Source organism: uncultured Phascolarctobacterium sp. (assembly GCF_958349595.1).
Lineage (GTDB): Bacteria > Bacillota > Negativicutes > Acidaminococcales > Acidaminococcaceae > Phascolarctobacterium.
Genome location: NZ_CATWDQ010000002.1, coordinates 255,525 through 273,100 on the forward strand (window position 1 = coordinate 255,525; position 17,576 = coordinate 273,100).

A 17,576-nucleotide genomic window follows, 5' to 3' on the forward strand; every position below is an offset into this window, starting at 1 on the left:
GACGCAGAGTGGTATAATGAAGCATAAGGTGTTGCAAGAAAATTCATAGAAAGCAACGCCTAAGTTCTTTAAAAAACATTCTTTGTTTTGATATACGCGCCCCGAACGCGCTGTATATAAAATTATTTTTAAAAGGAGGAATTATAATGTCCCCAGCAGTAAAATGTCTCATTCTTCTGGCTGTTGTTGCATTGTTATTTGTAACCGAACTCATTCCGCTTGCAGTAACAGCTATGGGCGGCGCAATCGCGTGCGGCCTGTTAGGTTTCATCCCTGCTAAATCAGTATTCTCTGGTTTGTCAAACTCCACAGTAGTACTTTTCGCAGGTATGTTTGTTGTCGGTGCAGCTATGTTCTATACTGGCCTTGCACAAAAAATCGGTAATACTGTAGTTCATTTCTGCGGTACTAGCGAAAACAGTTTGATGTTTGGTTTAATGTTTGTTGGTGCTGCTTTGTCTTCCGTATTATCCAACACTGGTACTGCAGCTTGCCTGCTGCCGGTTGCTTTGGGCATCTGCTCTGCAGCAAAGATCCCTGCTTCCCGTCAATTGATGCCTTTGGCATTCGCCTGCGGCCTCGGCGGTATCATCACTATGGTTGGTACTCCTCCGAATATCATCGCTAACGGCGCTTTAGAAGCAGCTGGTATTGCTAACAAATTTGGTTTCTTCGAATTTGCCTGGATCGGTATTCCTGTAACCTTGGCTGGTATCATCTACATGATGTTCCTGGGCAAATATCTGCTTCCGAAAGCTGAATTGGATGCTGATCAGGAAATCGAGCAGGAAGTTGAAGCTAATGAAACTTCTTCTTCCAAACAAATCGTTTCCGGCATTATTTTGTTGCTCGTAGTTTTAACTATGGCTATCGGTATCAAAGGCGTAACTTTGGAAATGGCTGCTATCATCGGTGCGATTGTTTGCGTACTGACTGGCTGCTTAACTGAGAAACAGGCTTATGCATCTATCGACTGGGTAACCATCTTCCTGTTTGCAGGTATGATGCCTGTATCCACTGCAATGGATAAAACCGGCGCAGGTAAATTGATTGCTGAATGGACTGTTGGTCTGATGGGCGGTTCTCCGTCTCCGTTAGTAGTTACCGCAGTATTGTTCATTCTGTCTTGCGGCCTGACCCAATTTATGTCCAACACTGCATCTGCAGCTCTGCTGTGCCCGATCGGTGTTGCTATCTCCAAACAATTGGGCGCTGACCCGAAAGCAGTATTGATGGCGATTGCAGTTGCAGCATCCTGCGCATTTGCATCTCCGGTAGGTACTCCTCCGAACACTTTGGTGCTTGGTCCTGGCGGTTACAAATTCATGGACTATGTTAAAGCAGGTACCGGTCTCGTTATCGTATCCTTTATCGTATCCCTGGTTGTAATTCCTATCGTATGGCCTTTCTTCCCTGGCAAATAATTTGTTGGGCGAATAAGAAAACGTTAATATTGCAAAAGCAATAAATTAAACAGGCGTGATAATTATCACGCCTGTTTTTTTATGTTTTAGCTATGAATAAAAAACTGCTGAAAAAGCCTCTAAATGGTATAAATATACATAATGAAGACAGTTAACAAAATTTGGAGTTTTTTGTTATAGGGAAAATGTGAAAAAATCTTGAAAAAAATTGGCTTATCTGTTACACTTGTTACTGTAAGCTGTTAATTAAATTTTGTTAATGATTTTGTAATTAAAGATAAGTTTGTCGATAATATACAAAAAATAGCAAAATTAATCATTTTAGCTTACATATATAATAGGAAGTAATTTGTTGCTATCCTAAAACATTTTTAAATTTTTTGAAGGAGGATTCTCATGTCTCAAGCAGTAAAATGTCTTATTATGTTGGCTGTTATTGCGTTATTATTTGTAACCGAACTCATCCCGCTTGCAGTAACGGCTATGGGTGGCGCAATCGCGTGCGGCCTGTTAGGTTTTATCCCTGCTAAATCAGTATTCTCTGGTTTGTCTAACTCCACAGTAGTACTTTTTGCAGGTATGTTCGTAGTTGGCGCGTCTATGTTTTATACTGGTCTGGCTCAGAAAATTGGTACTTCGATCGTTAAAATTTCTGGCACTGGTGAAAACAGCCTGATGTTTGGTATTATGCTTGTTGGTGCTGCTTTGTCTGCTGTGTTATCCAACACTGGTACTGCAGCTTGCCTGTTGCCGGTTGTACTTGGTATCTGCTCTGCAGCAAAGATTCCTGCTTCCCGTCAGTTGATGCCTTTGGCATTCGCCTGCGGCCTCGGCGGTATCATCACTATGGTTGGTACTCCTCCGAACATCATTGCTAACGGCGCTTTACAGGCAGCTGGTATGAAAGAACAGTTTGGTTTCTTCGAATATGCCTGGATCGGTATTCCTGTAACTTTAGCTGGTATGGTTTACATGATGTTCCTGGGCAAATATCTGCTCCCGAACAAACAAATCGATGCTGATCAGGAAATCGAACAGGAAGTTGAAGCTAACGAAACTTCTGCTTCTAAGCAAATTGTTTCCGCTATTATCTTGCTGTGCGTAGTTTTAACTATGGCTATCGGCATTCCTGGTGTATCTTTGGAAATGGCAGCTATTATGGGCGCTATTATTGCCGTACTGACTGGCTGCTTAACTGAGAAACAGGCTTATGCATCTATTGACTGGGTAACCATCTTCCTGTTCGCAGGTATGATGCCTGTATCCACTGCAATGGACAAAACCGGCGCCGGTAAAATGATCGCTGAATGGACTGTTAGCTTGATGGGCGGTTCTCCGTCTCCGTTAGTAGTTACCGCGATCCTCTTTATCCTGTCCTGTGGCTTGACCCAATTTATGTCCAACACTGCGTCCGCAGCTTTGCTGTGCCCGATCGGTATTGCTATCTCCCAGCAATTGGGTGCTGACCCGAAAGCAGTATTGATGGCAATTGCAGTTGCAGCATCCTGCGCATTTGCATCTCCGGTAGGTACTCCTCCGAATACTTTGGTGCTTGGTCCTGGCGGTTACAAATTCATGGACTATGTTAAAGCAGGTACCGGTCTCGTTATCGTATCCTTTATCGTATCTCTGGTTGTAATTCCTATCGTATGGCCTTTCTTCCCAGGCAATTAATTCTTGGCGGAGAAATAGAAAATTTTATAGTATGAAGTATATTAAAACAGGCGTGGTCTTCACGCCTGTTTTTTAATATCCGGTTTGTGAATTTTTTTAGATGAAAGCCCTTAGAGTGTATCCTTTAGAGCAAAAATTTGTTATAATAAGAAATGGTCTAAAGGTGCAGTCAGTACTTGGATAATAGATGATGAAGGGATTGTTTTGTTTGAACGAAATATACAGAGAAGAATCTCAGGTCAGCGATCGCAGGATGCAGATATCTTACGGCGGTCTGGCTGTTATTACTATCTTGTGGATTTATGAAGGCTATCGTTATATGAATACAGGCTATTTTAGCCCTTTAGGATGGGGCTTTAATATTTTATTTCTGATGATGTGGATCTGGCGTGTTGTTTTCAAGTATACGTATATTTTGCGTGAAGGTGAAATGGAGATCATCAGCCACGGCGTGGGGATCAAACGCAGTTTTAAAGTGGATCTGACAAAAACAGAAAGTTATACGAATAAATACATCAAAAGCTTTTTCAGAAAAACTAAGATCCGTCACTATATCCACAGGTATTCTTCGGTCGATCCTAATGAGCAGCGTTTATTAGTGTTTACTGAAGGTAAAGATAATAAGAAACTGGCAGGCATTATTTTTAAGTGCAGTGAAAAATTTTTGCGTGAGCTGCGGAGACAGATGCCTGATAAATTTTTAAACTTAAACTGAGTTAGCAGGAAAGGATGAACGCAATGGAAGCATTGGTAAATGTAGACAGTTCTTTGATTTGTGCACGCATCATTCAAGTTTTTGTCGGCGCTTTTTTTTATATTTTCGTGATTGCCAAGGCAGTTGGCTCGGAAAACAAAGCCAAATGGTTTAAAAGAAGAATGTCGTATACTTTTTTTAACCGCCGGGGAATTTTTGGGGAATATATTAATTTTGGTTATCCTGTCACCTGGCAGGGGGCTGCTATTTTTCTTGCTATTTATGGCGTTATTTTTGGATTTGGCTATTGGTATGTTTTCGTACATGCTTATTGATTAAGGAGAGTATTTATGGCGCAAATGAGAGCTGAGCTTGTAGGCCTGGTGCTTGAGAAGCATGGCGAAAGAGCAAAAATAAAGCTTGATAAAGATAAAAGCAAAGGGGATAAAGTACCCAAATATTTAGAGACCTGGTGTCCGATCAATGCCAAAGTAGGAGATGTGGTCGGCATTGAATATCAGGAAATGAACAAGCGTAAAATGCAGATGGTTCTATATGGATTTCCGGTTTTGGCAGTAATTGCCGGAGCTGTTTTTGGTAACAGTATCGCGATTTTTTTTGGTATGGATAAAACCATGCCCATGATGTTAGGCGTTGTTATCTGGCTGTTGATCGCCGTTAATTATGCGCGCATTTTTAAACGTGATGCAGTTCGTGAAGGGGTGCAGCCGGTGGTCGTAGAAATAGAAGCGCCTGATCCGATAGTTTTTGATGACAGTAAGGATGAAAGTGAAAAGAAACAGGAGATGAACTGATGCGGGTAAGGTTAGCGTCCGGTTCTCCCCGGCGGTTAGAATTATTGCACCAGCTGGGGACTGAGGTCGATGTCTGTACCAGTAATTTTGCTGAAGTCGGTGGCGATAACGCTGAAAAAGTTGTAGCTGCTAATGCTTTGGGCAAGGGCCGTGTAGTTGCTGGAAAGCTGGGTACTGAAATCCCGGTGATCGCTGCTGATACGGTGGTTGTTCTGGAGCAGGAAATACTGGGTAAACCAGCTGATCGCAGCGAAGCAGCAGCTATGCTGCGCAAATTGTCCGGCAGAATGCACCGCGTTTTAACAGGCGTTGCAGTTTTTTATAATGACCGGGAACTGGTCGAAGTAGCAGAGACTAAAGTTTGGTTCAGAAGCCTGTCTCAGGCTGAGATCCTTGCTTATACGGCTACAGGTGAACCTTTGGACAAGGCTGGCGCCTATGGTATTCAGGGGCGCGGGGCTATTCTAGTTGAAAAAATAGAAGGCTGTTATAATAACGTCGTGGGGTTGCCGCTCACCCGCTTGTATCAAATGATGGCACAAATTGGAGTGAGAGGCTTTTGAGCCAGTGTATAAAAGAGTTATCTTTGGAGGACAGGCCCCGTGAAAAATTGGTGCAGCGGGGAGCTGCAGGGTTAAGTAATTCTGAGCTTTTAGCTATCTTGATCCGTACTGGCACACAAAAGCGTTCTGCTTTAAGAATAGCAGAAGAGCTGACTGCTTCTGGTGGCCTGTATCAAAATATAGCCTGCGCGCACAGCGTGGCAGAGCTGGCTAAGGTAAATGGATTAGGTACTGCGAAAGCTGCAACGATCCTGGCTGCTTTGGAATTAGGCAAGCGTATTGCAGCAGCGAAAAGACAGACTAAGCCGAAAATAGAATCGCCGCAAAAAGGTGCGGAGATACTTCTGCCAAGATTGCGGTATGAACGGCATGAAAAATTTCTGGTGTTATTGTTAGACAGTAAAAATCAGGTTATAAGGACAGAGCAGATTTCAGAGGGCTCTGTTAACAGCTCAGTTGTGCATCCCCGGGAAGTGTTTGCTCCGGCATTGCTTTACCACGCTGCCGCTATTTTGGTAGCACATAACCATCCTTCCGGAGATCCTAAACCCAGTCAGGAAGATAAAGAGCTTACTCGCAGCCTGGCAGAGACAGGCATAATTATGGGAATTCCGCTGATTGACCACCTGGTTATTGGCGATGGAATATTTTTTAGTTTTAGAGAGCAAGGTTATTTAGATAAATGAGGTGTTGAAGAATGTTTGGTATTTTTAAAAGTTTTGCTCATGATATGGGGATCGATTTGGGGACCGCTAACACTTTGGTACATGCCAAAGGCAAGGGGATCATTATCAGGGAACCTTCTGTAGTTGCAGTTGACAAAGAGAATAAAGAAGTATTGGCCATTGGTGCCGAAGCTAAGCAGATGATCGGCCGTACTCCGGGGCATATCGTGGCTATTCGTCCCATGAAGGACGGCGTTATTGCTGATTTTGATATTACGCAGTCAATGCTTAAATATTTTATTAAAAAAGCTATTGGCAAACATTCTTTAATACGTCCACGCATTGTTGTCGGTGTGCCTTCAGGAGTCACGGAGGTTGAAAAACGCGCGGTCATCGATGCTACGGTACAGGCTGGCGCCAGAGAAGCATATCTGATCGAAGAACCAATGGCAGCTGCTATTGGCGCGGGGCTGCCGGTGCAGGAGGCAACGGGCAGCATGGTCGTTGATATTGGCGGCGGGACCTGCGAGGTAGCGGTAATTTCTTTAGGCGGCATCGTTATCAGCCGTTCTATTCGTACTGGTGGCGACGCTATGGATGATGCCATTGTGCGATATATCAGAAAAACATTCAGCCTGCTGATTGGCGAGCGTACGGCCGAAGAAATAAAAATCACTATTGGCACGGCGATGGAGCTTGAAGAAGCAACGGAAATGGAAATTCGCGGGCGCGATCTGGTGACCGGGTTGCCTAAAAACCTTCTGATCAATGCAAATCAGGTTTGCGAGGCTTTAAGCGAACCCGTGGCGAATATTGTCGACGCTGTACGTAATACTCTGGAGAGAACTCCGCCGGAGCTGGCGGCCGATATTATGGATCGTGGTATCGTTATGACCGGAGGTTCTTCTTTGCTGAGAAATCTTGACCGTTTGTTGAGTAAAGAAACGGGTATGCCGGTTTATGTTTCCGATGATGCTTTATCCTGTGTCGCTTTAGGCACTGGCATTGCGGTTGAAAATGTAGATGTTTATAAAAAAGGCTTTATGGCGTCTAATAATAAATAAAGGCTGAAAGATTATTGTGAGTAAGAAAAAAATGAGCCTGCTTCTGAGCGTAATAGCATTAGTGGCACTGATGGCTTTAGCTGTTGATGGAAGAGTACGTTTCCCGGTGCTGAACAGAATGGTAATTGCCGTGCTGAGTCCTGTCAACAGCGGCGTTCAGACAATCACAGGCGCGGCTTCTTCTTTGGGAAATAAGCTGAAAGCTGTTACGACAATGGAAGCAGAAAATGAGCAATTAAAAAAAGAGAATGCTGAATTGCGCCGGGCTAATATAGCTATGGCTGAGTTCTATGCCGAAAATCAGCGCCTGAAGAAGCTTTTGCAGTATAAAGAGCAGTCGCCTGAACAGAAACTGCTGCCGGCAAAAGTTGTCGGACGGAACATGGGCGATCTGCAGGATGTGGTAATAATTGACCGCGGATCTGCAGATGGCGTAGACAAAGAGATGGCTGTAGTTACAGGCGATGGCATCGTCGGTTTGGTAGAAGAAGTTTATCCCGATGTCGCTAAGGTCATGCTCATTACCAGCAGCCGCTGTAAGATAGGGGCCAGGATTTTGCGGGCTGATTCCAGGGCTGTAGGCGTTATCTGCGGAAAAAGTATGGAAAATCTGCCTTTATCAATGGAGCATTTGCCAAGGGAAGCGGATGTAAGAAAAGGTGATGTCGTTATTACCAGCGGGTTCAGCGGCAGGCATCCGGCCGGGCTGGTAATAGGAACAGTAAGAGAGACCAGTCCTGAGGCGGCGGGACTTTTGCTGAACGCCGATGTCGATCCTGCTGTTGACAGCAGTAAGGTTGAGGAAGTCTTTGTTGTGACCGGTTATAATAATCCGGCGGCAATAAGTAAACTAAATAGTAATACCGAAGGGGGACAGGCACAATGAGGAAACTGATTTGGCCCGTCCTGTTTCTGTTCTGTTTGTCTTTACAGATGAGCCTGCCGCAAACTCAGTGGTTCAAATTTGATTTGCCGCTGCTGCTTATTTACTGCTACGCTATGCTGAGAGGCGCGGTAGCCGGCGGTATAGCCGGGTTTATTACAGGCCTGCTGCAGGATATTCTGACCGGCGGTGTTTTTGGTTTTCATATCCTGACCAGAACTGCTGTAGGCTATTATGCAGGCTATACTAAAGAAAAGGTTTTTAAAGACAGTATGTTTTATAATATCATTGCTGTGGGCGCTATAACCCTGGCTTTACGCTGCTGCTATTTTATTCTGCAGATTATCATGGCTAAAGGCTTTAGCGTTTTACTGTTTGAACTGGCTCTGGAGGAAGCGCTTGCTTATTGCCTGGGAAATATTATTTTTGTGATCCCGCTGTATCTGCTGACTGAAAAAATGCAGAAATGGATAGAGCTGGATGATGGATTGCATTAAACAAAGGAGGTCAAATCGTGCTGAACAAAAAATACGCGCGCCGCTTGGAAGTCATGCTGGCAGCAGCAGTATGCATATTTTTGATTTTGCTCGGCAGAATGGCCTATTTGCAGCTTTATAAAGGCGACTATTATGGCAGTCAGGCAGACGGTAACAGATTGCGCAGAACAAAAATCACGGCGCCGCGGGGACTGTTTTTTGATTACAAAGGGCAGGAGCTGGTCAATAACCTGCCAGGTTATGCCGTGGCCTTGCAGCGTCAGGGGCAGATGGACAACGAAAAAGTGATCGGGATACTGGCAGAAATATTGAATATGCCGGAAGAACAGATCAGAAAACGTATCGCTGCCAACCAAAACAGTTATGAGCCTGTTCGGTTAAAAAGCAACGTTTCACCTGAGATCGTGACCAAGATAGAAGAACGCAGGCTGGAATTACCGGGAGTTTTACTGGAATTGCAGCCGATCCGCAATTATTTGTATAAAGAACTGGCTGTCCATGCCCTGGGCTATGTGGGCGAGGCCAGTGAATATGATATTACCGAAGGTGCCTACAAAGGAATGCCAGGTGGTAGTATTGTTGGTAAATTTGGTATTGAAAAAACTTTTGACAAAATGATCCGCGGGATAGACGGCAGCTTTGATGAGGAGGTAGACGTTGCCGGTAATGTCGTCAAGCAGCTGGGGCAGCGTGATCCGGTTCCTGGTAAAAGTTTGCAGCTGACCATCGATAAAGATCTGCAGATGGTCATGGAAAAAGCTGTTGACGAACAGCTGGCCTATCTGCGGTCAAGCGGTATCGCCCCGAATGCCCGGGCGGCGGCAATTGTAGCGATCGATCCGCGCAGCGGAGCTGTAAGAGCTATGGTAAGCAGGCCGGCGTTTGACCCAAATCTTTTTGTCAACGGGATATCGGAAAAAGACTGGCAGGTCATCAATAATGACCCGAATTATCCTATGGGCAATAAAGTTATATCCGGTGAGTATCCTCCGGGATCTACATTCAAGATCATCACCGGCACGGCAGCGCTGGAGCTTGGCAAGGTAACACCGGAAGAACTGATTTTTGACTCCGGTCAGCACTGGCTGGTGCCGATGGGCAATGCTGGCGGTGAAGCTTTGGGCTGGATCAATTTTCAGCAGGCTTTAAGTATGTCGGATAACGTATACTTTTATGAAATGGGTAACAGGCTGGGTATCGATAATCTGGTTGAATTTGCGCGCAAATTCGGCATGGGCAAAAAGACAGGCATCGAACTGGAAGGTGAGGCATCAGGTCTGCTGCCGACACCGGAAAATAAACGTAAGATTTTTACAGGCGAGGATTGGACACTGGGCGATACTTTTAACGCTTCTATCGGTCAGGGCATAGACCTGGCAACTCCGCTGCAGATTGCTGTGATGATGAGCTGTGTCGCCGGCGGTGGTATTTATCACCAGCCTTATCTGGTAGATAAAGTGCTTAACAATGACGGCAGTGTTTTTGAAGTGCGTAAGCATCAGGAGCCATATGCTTTGGGGGTATCGCAAAAAACGCTGGAACTGATCAGGCAGGGTCTGATGGGTGTAACGCAGCCGGGAGGAACGGCTTCTTACTTTGCCAATCTGCCGAAAGCAATGGCTGCTAAAACAGGTACGGCAGAAAATCCGCATGGCCGGGATCATGGCCTGTTTGTTGCTTATGGACCTGTGGATGCGCCGGAACTGGTTGTTGCCGCAGTTGTTGAGCAGGGCAGCTTTGGTTCCACTTCGGCAGGGCCGATCGTCTATAAAGTGTTTGAAGAATGGTTTAGAGAAGAAGGTTTGATTCCGCCGCAGGCGGTAAAATAAGCAGAACCTGCAGAAAGGACAGCAAATGCAGCAAAACAGATATTTTCGCAATTTAGACTGGTGGCTGGTCATCGCTATTTTAGGCCTGGTCGGCATAGGTATCTGCCTGATCGCCAGTGCCACTCACTCTTTTGCCGTAGCTACAGGCAAAGCCTGGCATGTTGAACGTCAAAGCCTGTTTTTAATGATTGATCTGGTGCTGGTTATCTTTTCGCTGCGCTTCGACTATCGGCTGCTCAAAGATATTGCAACCCCGCTATACATCTTTAATATCGTGCTGCTTTTGGCGGTAATGTTTTTGGGGCACAGCCAACTGGGGGCTCAAAGATGGATCCAGATCGGACCGCTGAGTATCCAGCCATCTGAATTTTCCAAAGCGATAATGATAGTGTGCCTGGCAGCGTTTTTAAATAAAAGACTGGAAACACTGGATAGTTTTACTGATTATTTGCCCGCTATGGCCTATGTATTTTTTCCTTTCGTGCTGGTCATGAAGCAGCCGGATCTTGGCACATCACTGGTTTTTATGGCCATTTTGCTGGGGATGCTGCTCATCAGCGGCTTTAAGGTCAAATGGCTGATGTATATGGGCGGAGCACTTATTGCTTTGATGCCTGCCCTGTGGCATATTTTAAAAGAATATCAAAAAAACCGGATTAGGGTCTTTTTAAATCCGGAACTCGACCCTTTTGGTGCCGGTTATCATGTTATCCAATCTAAAATAGCCATTGGTTCAGGACTGCTGGCAGGTAAAGGCTGGTTTTTGGGTACTCAGAGTCAGCTCAACTTTCTGCCCGAAAATCATACGGATTTTATTTTTGCCGTTGCCGGTGAAGAATTTGGGTTCATTGGTATTCTTATTATTTTGTTATTATATCTGATCGTTATTTGGCGCGGGCTGACTATTGCCCTGAATGCTGAAGACGACTTTGGTACCTTGCTGGCGGTAGGGATAACTTTTATGTTTATGTTCCATGTGCTGGTAAATATTGGTATGACCGCGGGAATTATGCCTGTTACAGGTGTGCCGCTGCCGTTTATGAGTTATGGGGTAAGCTCGCTGACTACGAATATGCTGTTGGCCGGTTTGCTGCTGAACATCAATATGCGGCGTCAACAGCTGCAATTTTAGAGGAGGAACGGCATGGGAAAAGAATTAAGGATTGATATACTCAGCAGTGTGCAGAAACCTGCCCGTTATACAGGCGGAGAATTTAACAGTATTGTCAAAAGCCCGGAGGAAACCGAAGTAAGTATTGCTTTGGCATTTCCTGATATTTATGAAGTGGGTATGAGTTATCTGGGCTTTAAAATCTTATATCATATTTTAAACAGCGAAAACGGCGTCGCTGCAGAACGGGTCTATGCTCCCTGGGTGGATATGGAAGCGCAGATGCGTGCCAATGCTATTCCGCTGCGAACTTTGGAAACAGAAAAAGTACTGCGGGATTTTGATTTTGTGGGCTTTACTCTGCAATATGAGCTTTCTTATACCAACATTCTCAATATGCTCGATTTGGGGCAGATCCCTGTGCAAACCAGGGAACGGACGGAAAAAGATCCGTTCGTCATCGTTGGGGGGCCCTGCGTCTATAATCCCGAACCTCTGGCCGATTTTTTTGATCTTGCGATTGTTGGTGAAGGCGAAGAAGTGATCGTTGAACTGATGGATGCTTATAAAAAATGGCAGCGGGAAGGCAAGCCTGGCGGCCGACTGGGGTTTCTCGAACTTGCAGTGCAGATCAAGGGCATTTATGTACCGTCGTTCTATGACGTTACATATAACGAAGATGGCACGGTAGCGGCAGTTGTTCCTAACCGCAGCTGCGCTCCTGCGGCCGTTGAAAAACGGGTGATCAGTGATATGGGCACTGTCGATTATCCGACGTCGCCGATCGTGCCCTTTGGGGAAATCGTCCATGACAGGATCATGCTGGAAGTTTTTCGCGGCTGCAGCCGTGGCTGCCGTTTCTGCCATGCGGGGATGGTCTATCGTCCGGTACGTGAACGCAGGCCCGAGCTTTTAAAAGAACTGGCGCGTCAGCTGGTGGATAATACAGGTTATAACGAAATTTCGCTGGTATCTTTAAGCACGGCCGATTATTCCTGCCTGGGGCCGATGATACACGAGATGATCGAAGAATTTAAAGACGAAAAGGTCAGCGTATCGCTGCCTTCTCTGCGGATCGATAGTTTTTCTGTTGATCTGGCTAAAGAAGTGCAGGCTGTGCGTAAAAGCGGTCTGACTTTTGCACCGGAAGCCGGCAGCCAGAGGATGCGCGACGTGATCAATAAAGGCGTCACAGAAGCAGATCTGATGAATGCAGTAGGGGCGGCTTTTGCTTCTGGCTGGTCGTCAGTAAAATTATATTTTATGATAGGCTTGCCCGGTGAAACTGACGAGGACGTGCTGGCGATCGCCAAACTGGCTAAAGCAGTACAATATAAATACCAGGAAGTTACCGGACGCCGCGGCGCAAAAGTAACAGTGAGCGCTTCTTCCTTTGTGCCGAAACCGTATACACCCTTTCAATGGGTGCCGCAGGATGATATAGCCGAACTGCGGCGGAAGCAATTTTTACTGAAGGATGCGCTTAAGGTAAAAAATATCACCTTCCAATATCATGATTCAGTGACCAGCGTAATGGAAGCTGTTTTCGCAAGAGGAGACCGCCGTTTAGGCAAGGCCCTGTATCTGGCCTGGCAGCGCGGTGCGAAGTTTGACGGCTGGAGCGAGCATTTTTCTTATGACCGCTGGCTGGAAGCGTTGCAGGACGCAGGTCTGACCAAAGAGTTCTATATAGGACGTGAACGTGGAGCTGCGGAACTATTCCCCTGGGAACATATCCAGCCTGCCGTAGCGCGTAGTTTTCTGCGTCGGGAATATGAAAAAGCCCTGGCGGAAGAATTGACCCATGATTGCCGTCATGGTACCTGCACCGGCTGTGGCGTTTGCCAGAAGCTGGGCGTAAAAATAATCGACTGGAAAGAGCAGGGTTTAGTATGAAATTAAGGATGCAGATAACTAAGGAGAAAGAAATACGTTTTATTTCCCATTTAGAATATGTGCGGACTATAGAGAGAGCTATACGGCGCGCTAAATTACCTGCTGCCTATTCCGAAGGCTTCAATCCGCACTTAAAGTTTTCGCTGGCGTCGGCGCTTGGCGTCGGGGTCGTCAGCATGGCTGAATTTGTGGAGATCGAGCTGGCTGAACCGATGGAAGCAGCTGAGGCAGTGCGGAAAATGACGGCGGCTTTGCCACGGGGGATACGTATCCTGGCGGCCGACGTTACGGCTAATAACGCGCCGGCGTTGATGGCTTCTGCTGGCGGCGCAGAGTATATTGTGACACTGCCTTATGACGGCGGGTATGTTGAGGCCGTAGCGGCTTTTAATGCGGCAACCAGTGTTATTTATGCAAAGGCTGCTCCCAAGCTTAAAAACAAAATCAAAGAAATTGATGTAAAATTTTATATCCCTGAAATAGCTGCAAGTCAGGAAAATGGTTTGCTGACTTTGAAATTTTCCTGCCGTATTACACCTAACGGCAGCATGAAAGCAGCAGATCTGTTAAATACCCTGAATCAGCATTTCGGGATGCAGCTGCCAGTCGAAAAAGCAGATATTACCAGACTGGACCTGTATCGTACAGCTGCTGACGGCACGAGAATGCCGATGCTGGAACATACGCAGGGCTGACCAATAATTTTGAAAGGAGGGCTTCTGGATGGAAACAAAGATCATCATCAGTGCTACGGCAGAAGAAACGCGCATGGGCCTTACTGAAAATGGACAGCTGATGGAATATTTAGTAGAGCGCAGCAGTGAAAAACATCTTGTCGGCAATATTTTTAAAGGCCGTGTGAATAACGTGGTACCTGGTATCCAGGCGGCTTTTATCGATATTGGTTTGCAGCAGAACGCCTTCCTTTATTTAGGAGACAGCAATGATATTACTGAAGGCAAGTCTGTATTAGTCCAGATAACCAAAGATGCCCGGGGCAGTAAGGGGCCTTCAGCTACACGTGAGCTGACTTTGCCGGGGCGTTACGTAGTGCTTTTACCGCTGGCCGATTATATTGGCGTGTCACATAAAATAGAAGATAAAGAAGAACGCGGACGTTTAAAAAATATTGTCGAAGCGGCAAAACCTGCGGGGATGGGAATCGTTATCCGCACGGCGGCTATTGGTGCCAGCGAGGAAGCTCTGGTCGAAGACATCAGGCATTTATGCGCCAACTGGCGTGTTATTGAAGCACGGGCCAAAGTAGAAAAAGCGCCGGCGACTTTGTACCGCGAATTGGATTTATCCGTGCGGATCGTCCGCGACTACCTGACTAATGATGTTTCGCAAATCATTCTGGATGACAAAGCTGTGTATGGCCGCGTGTGCGAATTACTGAAAAATATGCCGGGCGGGACAACAGGACGTGTGCTGCTGCATGAAAAGCAGGAAGATGTTTTTGCACATTACGGGCTGCGTGAAGAAATAGAGACTATTTCTGACAGACGGATAGACTTAGGCTGCGGCGGTTATCTGGTCATTGATTATACAGAAGCGATGACTGTCATTGATGTGAACAGCGGCCGCTACAGCGGGCGTGAAAATTTGGAAGAAACTATCATGCAGATCAACCGTGAGGCTGCCGTCGAGATAGCCAGGCAGCTGAGACTGCGAGATATTGGCGGTATCATAGTAGTGGATTTCATTGATATGCATACCGAAGCGCATCAGCAGGAAATTCTGCAGGTATTGCAGCAGGCTCTGGCGAACGATAAGATGAAACCGCGTGTGCAGGACATTACAGTGCTTAATTTAGTTGAGATCACAAGGAAAAAATCGCGCCAGAACCTTTCAACGGTGCTGTATGCCCCCTGTCCTATCTGCCAGGGAGGCGGCAGGGTGCAGTCGCGAGAAACGATTGCGCTGGAAATAAAAAGGCGGTTGCGGACGCTTCTGGCCAAGCCCTGCGCATCGCGCAGTATTCTTATTTCTGCGAATCCCTGGATGGTAGAATGGCTGCGTGCCAAGGATCTGCGGCAGTGGGAACGGGAACTGGCCTGCAAGATCGCAGTCGAAGCGGATACAGGACTGCATATAGAAACCTTTTCAATTTTAGATAATACCGGTGTTGACAAATAACGCCGCTTGTAATAAAATATTCAAGTATAGACTGATTAAGTCTGTCCCCAACCGCGCAGAGAGGTTCCGTAAACTCTTTCAGAGTACCGAATTTGGCGAGTCTATCATAAGGGAGGTGCAAATAGATGTACGCAATCATTAAAACCGGCGGCAAACAATACCGCGTTAGCGAAGGCGACGTTCTGAACATTGAAAAACTGGACGTTGAAGCTGGCAGTGAAGTTGTTTTTGACGAAGTTTTGACTGTTGTTGCTGACAGCGATGTTAAAATCGGCAAGCCCGTTGTTGACGGCGCTAAAGTAACTGCTAAAGTTGTTGAACATGGTAAAGCTGAAAAGATTTTTGTTTTCAAATATAAAGCAAAATCCAACTACCGCAAACGCCAGGGTCATCGTCAACCGTTCACCAAAGTTGAAATTTCTAAAATCGAAGCTTAACAGCGATGATTACAGTAGATTTATTCAAGAACGAACAGGGGCTGATTACAGGCTATAAGGTCAGCGGTCACGCAGGCTTTGCAGCAGCAGGCGAAGATGTAGTCTGCGGAGCGGTCTCTGTTTTGACGCAAACGCCGATCCTTGGATTGGAACAGCATTTGAAATGTCAGCCGTCCTATCACGTAGCTGAGGCAGACGGCATTTTAGAAGTAAATCTGAATAATACTCCGAATGAATTGACTCAGGCGATTCTGGCAACTATGGAATGTGGGTTGCTGGGAATAGCCGAGCAGTATCCGAAGTACGTTCGCATTCATACACACAGGAGGTGAATCGCAATGTTTAAACTGATCCTGCAATTGCATGCTCATAAAAAAGGTACCGGCAGCTCTCACAATGGCCGTGACTCCAACGCTCAACGTTTGGGCACCAAAGCTCACGAAAGCCAATTGGTAACTGCTGGCAGTATTATCGTACGTCAACGTGGTACCAGATTCCATCCCGGCAACAATGTTGGCATGGGTAAAGATTACACCATCTATGCTACTATCGAAGGCCGCGTCAAATTTGAACGCAAAGGCCGTGACAAACGTCAAATCAGCGTTTATCCGGTAGAAGAAGCAGCAATGTAATTAAAGCTTAAAGCACTCACTTCGGTGAGTGCTTTTTTTATAAATAACTGCAGTGATAAGATTTTACAGCACTTATGCAGCCTGTCCGTTTACCGGACAGGTTTTATTTTTTTATAAAATATAAAAATTTATAAATCAGGCTCAAATATTACAACTTTAGGAGTAATTTTATACATCTCTGGTTGTAATATAGCTTGTTGTTTGTTTATATAATCATCCCTAAGGAGTAAAATAAATAACATAATTCTAACTTTGGCAGTCTATTTGCGGATAGCCACTTCTATTAAAATATAAGTGTGGGCTGGGGAATGTTCAGCTGATAACAACATTTGATAATTTAAAAGAAATACAGTAAAAATTATGCAAATATCTGTAAGTAATGCAAAAGGAAGAAGTATGTAATATTAAAATTAAAATTTCTTTAAGATTATATTTGTTTTGTTGTAAAAATATACTAAAACCGATATAATCATTTTGCACTGAACTGTAGTTATTTTGATGTTGTACTTAAGGAGATGAAAATGATGCGCAACACTTTTTCTTCACAAGAGTGGCTGAAATTTATTGGTAAGGAAAAATTACAAACCTTTCAGGATTCTTTCGCTCGCGTAGATAATATTAGTTTATGTTTTTTTGATTTAGAAGGTGTTCCTTTAACAGTGTGGTCAAATTCAAGTCTTCTTTGTCATCAGATCATTCAAAATAACAAAAAGCGTTGTCAGCAGGAAAAAGAAAAATCTATGTGTTTCTTAAAAAAGACACAGCAGATCAAATTATTTACCTGCTACTTGGGTTTAACATATTTTATGTGCCCTGTTTATTACAACAATAAAATGGTTGCGATTGCCTATGGCGGCGGTATTGCTACTGAGGTACACACAGTTCCGCAGGAGATCATAGACCGTTATAATATACCTTTGATGCCTCAGCGTAAGTTGCAGAGGATCGGCGAGTTGCTGGTACAGACAATGGCACTGGTCAATTTTGATTTGAGCGTGATAGAAAATATTGGTTCGGAAAAAGCCGAGTCGGAGCTGAATGTTTTTAACGGCATTTTAAGTAAACGAGAAGCGGAAGTGGCAATGCTGATTTGCCAGGGTCTGAGTAATAAGCAAATTGCAGAGCAGCTATTTGTCAGCGAAAAAACGATTAAGACTCATGTCAGTAATATTTTGAGCAAGCTGGATATCAAAGATCGCATGCAGCTGATTCTTGAATATTGCAGAATTGTGCCTAATGCCAAATAAAAGCAG

The 17,576-nt window shown here is 45.2% G+C and carries 19 protein-coding genes; all 19 read left to right on the forward strand.

Translation table 11 applies throughout. The annotated features are described in order from the left end of the window. Positions 1-146 precede the first annotated feature (146 nt). The 19 genes from Q4G98_RS02810 to Q4G98_RS02900 all read left to right on the forward strand — a co-directional run bounded on the left by Q4G98_RS02810 (position 147) and on the right by Q4G98_RS02900 (position 17,570). Positions 147-1,424: an SLC13 family permease gene (locus Q4G98_RS02810; RefSeq protein ID WP_293663301.1), complete on the forward strand. Its 1,278-nt coding sequence runs from the start codon at positions 147-149 to the stop codon at positions 1,422-1,424. Positions 1,425-1,820: 396 nt separating this feature from the next. Then, positions 1,821-3,098 carry an SLC13 family permease gene (locus Q4G98_RS02815; RefSeq protein ID WP_293663300.1) on the forward strand — a complete coding sequence of 426 codons (1,278 nt, stop codon included), beginning with the start codon at positions 1,821-1,823 and terminating at the stop codon, positions 3,096-3,098. A 208-nt stretch (positions 3,099-3,306) separates the two neighbouring features. Then, entirely contained in the window at positions 3,307-3,813 is a 507-nt protein-coding gene (locus tag Q4G98_RS02820) for a hypothetical protein (RefSeq protein ID WP_298563585.1), read from the forward strand. 23 nt (positions 3,814-3,836) lie between these two features. Beyond that, complete coding sequence (locus Q4G98_RS02825) at positions 3,837-4,127, forward strand: hypothetical protein (RefSeq protein ID WP_293546120.1); 291 nt, start codon at positions 3,837-3,839, stop codon at positions 4,125-4,127. A 15-nt stretch (positions 4,128-4,142) separates the two neighbouring features. Continuing rightward, entirely contained in the window at positions 4,143-4,607 is a 465-nt protein-coding gene (locus Q4G98_RS02830; protein ID WP_298563583.1) for a SoxR reducing system RseC family protein, read from the forward strand. Continuing rightward, the gene (locus Q4G98_RS02835) at positions 4,604-5,170 is read left to right on the forward strand and encodes a Maf family protein (protein ID WP_366916962.1); all 567 of its coding nucleotides are present in this window, start codon (positions 4,604-4,606) and stop codon (positions 5,168-5,170) included. Before Q4G98_RS02830 ends, Q4G98_RS02835 begins: the two co-directional genes overlap by 4 nt. Then, on the forward strand, positions 5,167-5,856 hold the full coding sequence (gene radC / locus Q4G98_RS02840; protein ID WP_177561924.1) for a DNA repair protein RadC: 690 nt from the start codon (positions 5,167-5,169) through the stop codon (positions 5,854-5,856). The genes Q4G98_RS02835 and radC overlap by 4 nt, the downstream gene beginning before the upstream one ends. Before the next feature lie 11 nt (positions 5,857-5,867). Beyond that, positions 5,868-6,899 carry a rod shape-determining protein gene (locus tag Q4G98_RS02845; RefSeq protein ID WP_177561926.1) on the forward strand — a complete coding sequence of 344 codons (1,032 nt, stop codon included), beginning with the start codon at positions 5,868-5,870 and terminating at the stop codon, positions 6,897-6,899. Between the two features lie 16 nt (positions 6,900-6,915). Further along, positions 6,916-7,785 (forward strand): rod shape-determining protein MreC, encoded by an 870-nt coding sequence (gene mreC, locus Q4G98_RS02850; protein ID WP_177561928.1) that lies wholly within the window; start codon positions 6,916-6,918, stop codon positions 7,783-7,785. Then, positions 7,782-8,279, forward strand: a complete 498-nt coding sequence (mreD, locus tag Q4G98_RS02855) for a rod shape-determining protein MreD (RefSeq protein WP_177561930.1) — start codon at positions 7,782-7,784, stop codon at positions 8,277-8,279. The genes mreC and mreD overlap by 4 nt, the downstream gene beginning before the upstream one ends. Before the next feature lie 17 nt (positions 8,280-8,296). Further along, positions 8,297-10,108: a penicillin-binding protein 2 gene (gene mrdA, locus Q4G98_RS02860; protein WP_298563576.1), complete on the forward strand. Its 1,812-nt coding sequence runs from the start codon at positions 8,297-8,299 to the stop codon at positions 10,106-10,108. Positions 10,109-10,133: 25 nt separating this feature from the next. After that, positions 10,134-11,240, forward strand: a complete 1,107-nt coding sequence (gene rodA / locus Q4G98_RS02865; protein ID WP_298563574.1) for a rod shape-determining protein RodA — start codon at positions 10,134-10,136, stop codon at positions 11,238-11,240. A 12-nt stretch (positions 11,241-11,252) separates the two neighbouring features. Next, on the forward strand, positions 11,253-13,115 hold the full coding sequence (locus tag Q4G98_RS02870) for a TIGR03960 family B12-binding radical SAM protein (RefSeq protein ID WP_298563572.1): 1,863 nt from the start codon (positions 11,253-11,255) through the stop codon (positions 13,113-13,115). Continuing rightward, a complete protein-coding gene (locus tag Q4G98_RS02875) occupies positions 13,112-13,810 on the forward strand; it encodes a TIGR03936 family radical SAM-associated protein (RefSeq protein WP_177561936.1) in 699 nt (232 codons plus the stop codon). Before Q4G98_RS02870 ends, Q4G98_RS02875 begins: the two co-directional genes overlap by 4 nt. 28 nt (positions 13,811-13,838) lie before the next feature. Continuing rightward, positions 13,839-15,254 carry an Rne/Rng family ribonuclease gene (locus Q4G98_RS02880; RefSeq protein WP_298563569.1) on the forward strand — a complete coding sequence of 472 codons (1,416 nt, stop codon included), beginning with the start codon at positions 13,839-13,841 and terminating at the stop codon, positions 15,252-15,254. Positions 15,255-15,379: 125 nt separating this feature from the next. Next, entirely contained in the window at positions 15,380-15,691 is a 312-nt protein-coding gene (gene rplU / locus Q4G98_RS02885; protein WP_021717270.1) for a 50S ribosomal protein L21, read from the forward strand. A gap of 5 nt (positions 15,692-15,696) precedes the next feature. After that, on the forward strand, positions 15,697-16,023 hold the full coding sequence (locus Q4G98_RS02890) for a ribosomal-processing cysteine protease Prp (RefSeq protein ID WP_298563566.1): 327 nt from the start codon (positions 15,697-15,699) through the stop codon (positions 16,021-16,023). A 6-nt stretch (positions 16,024-16,029) separates the two neighbouring features. Next, a complete protein-coding gene (gene rpmA / locus Q4G98_RS02895; RefSeq protein WP_021717272.1) occupies positions 16,030-16,323 on the forward strand; it encodes a 50S ribosomal protein L27 in 294 nt (97 codons plus the stop codon). A gap of 521 nt (positions 16,324-16,844) precedes the next feature. Further along, the gene (locus Q4G98_RS02900; RefSeq protein WP_298563564.1) at positions 16,845-17,570 is read left to right on the forward strand and encodes a LuxR family transcriptional regulator; all 726 of its coding nucleotides are present in this window, start codon (positions 16,845-16,847) and stop codon (positions 17,568-17,570) included. The last annotated feature ends 6 nt before the right edge of the window (positions 17,571-17,576 follow it).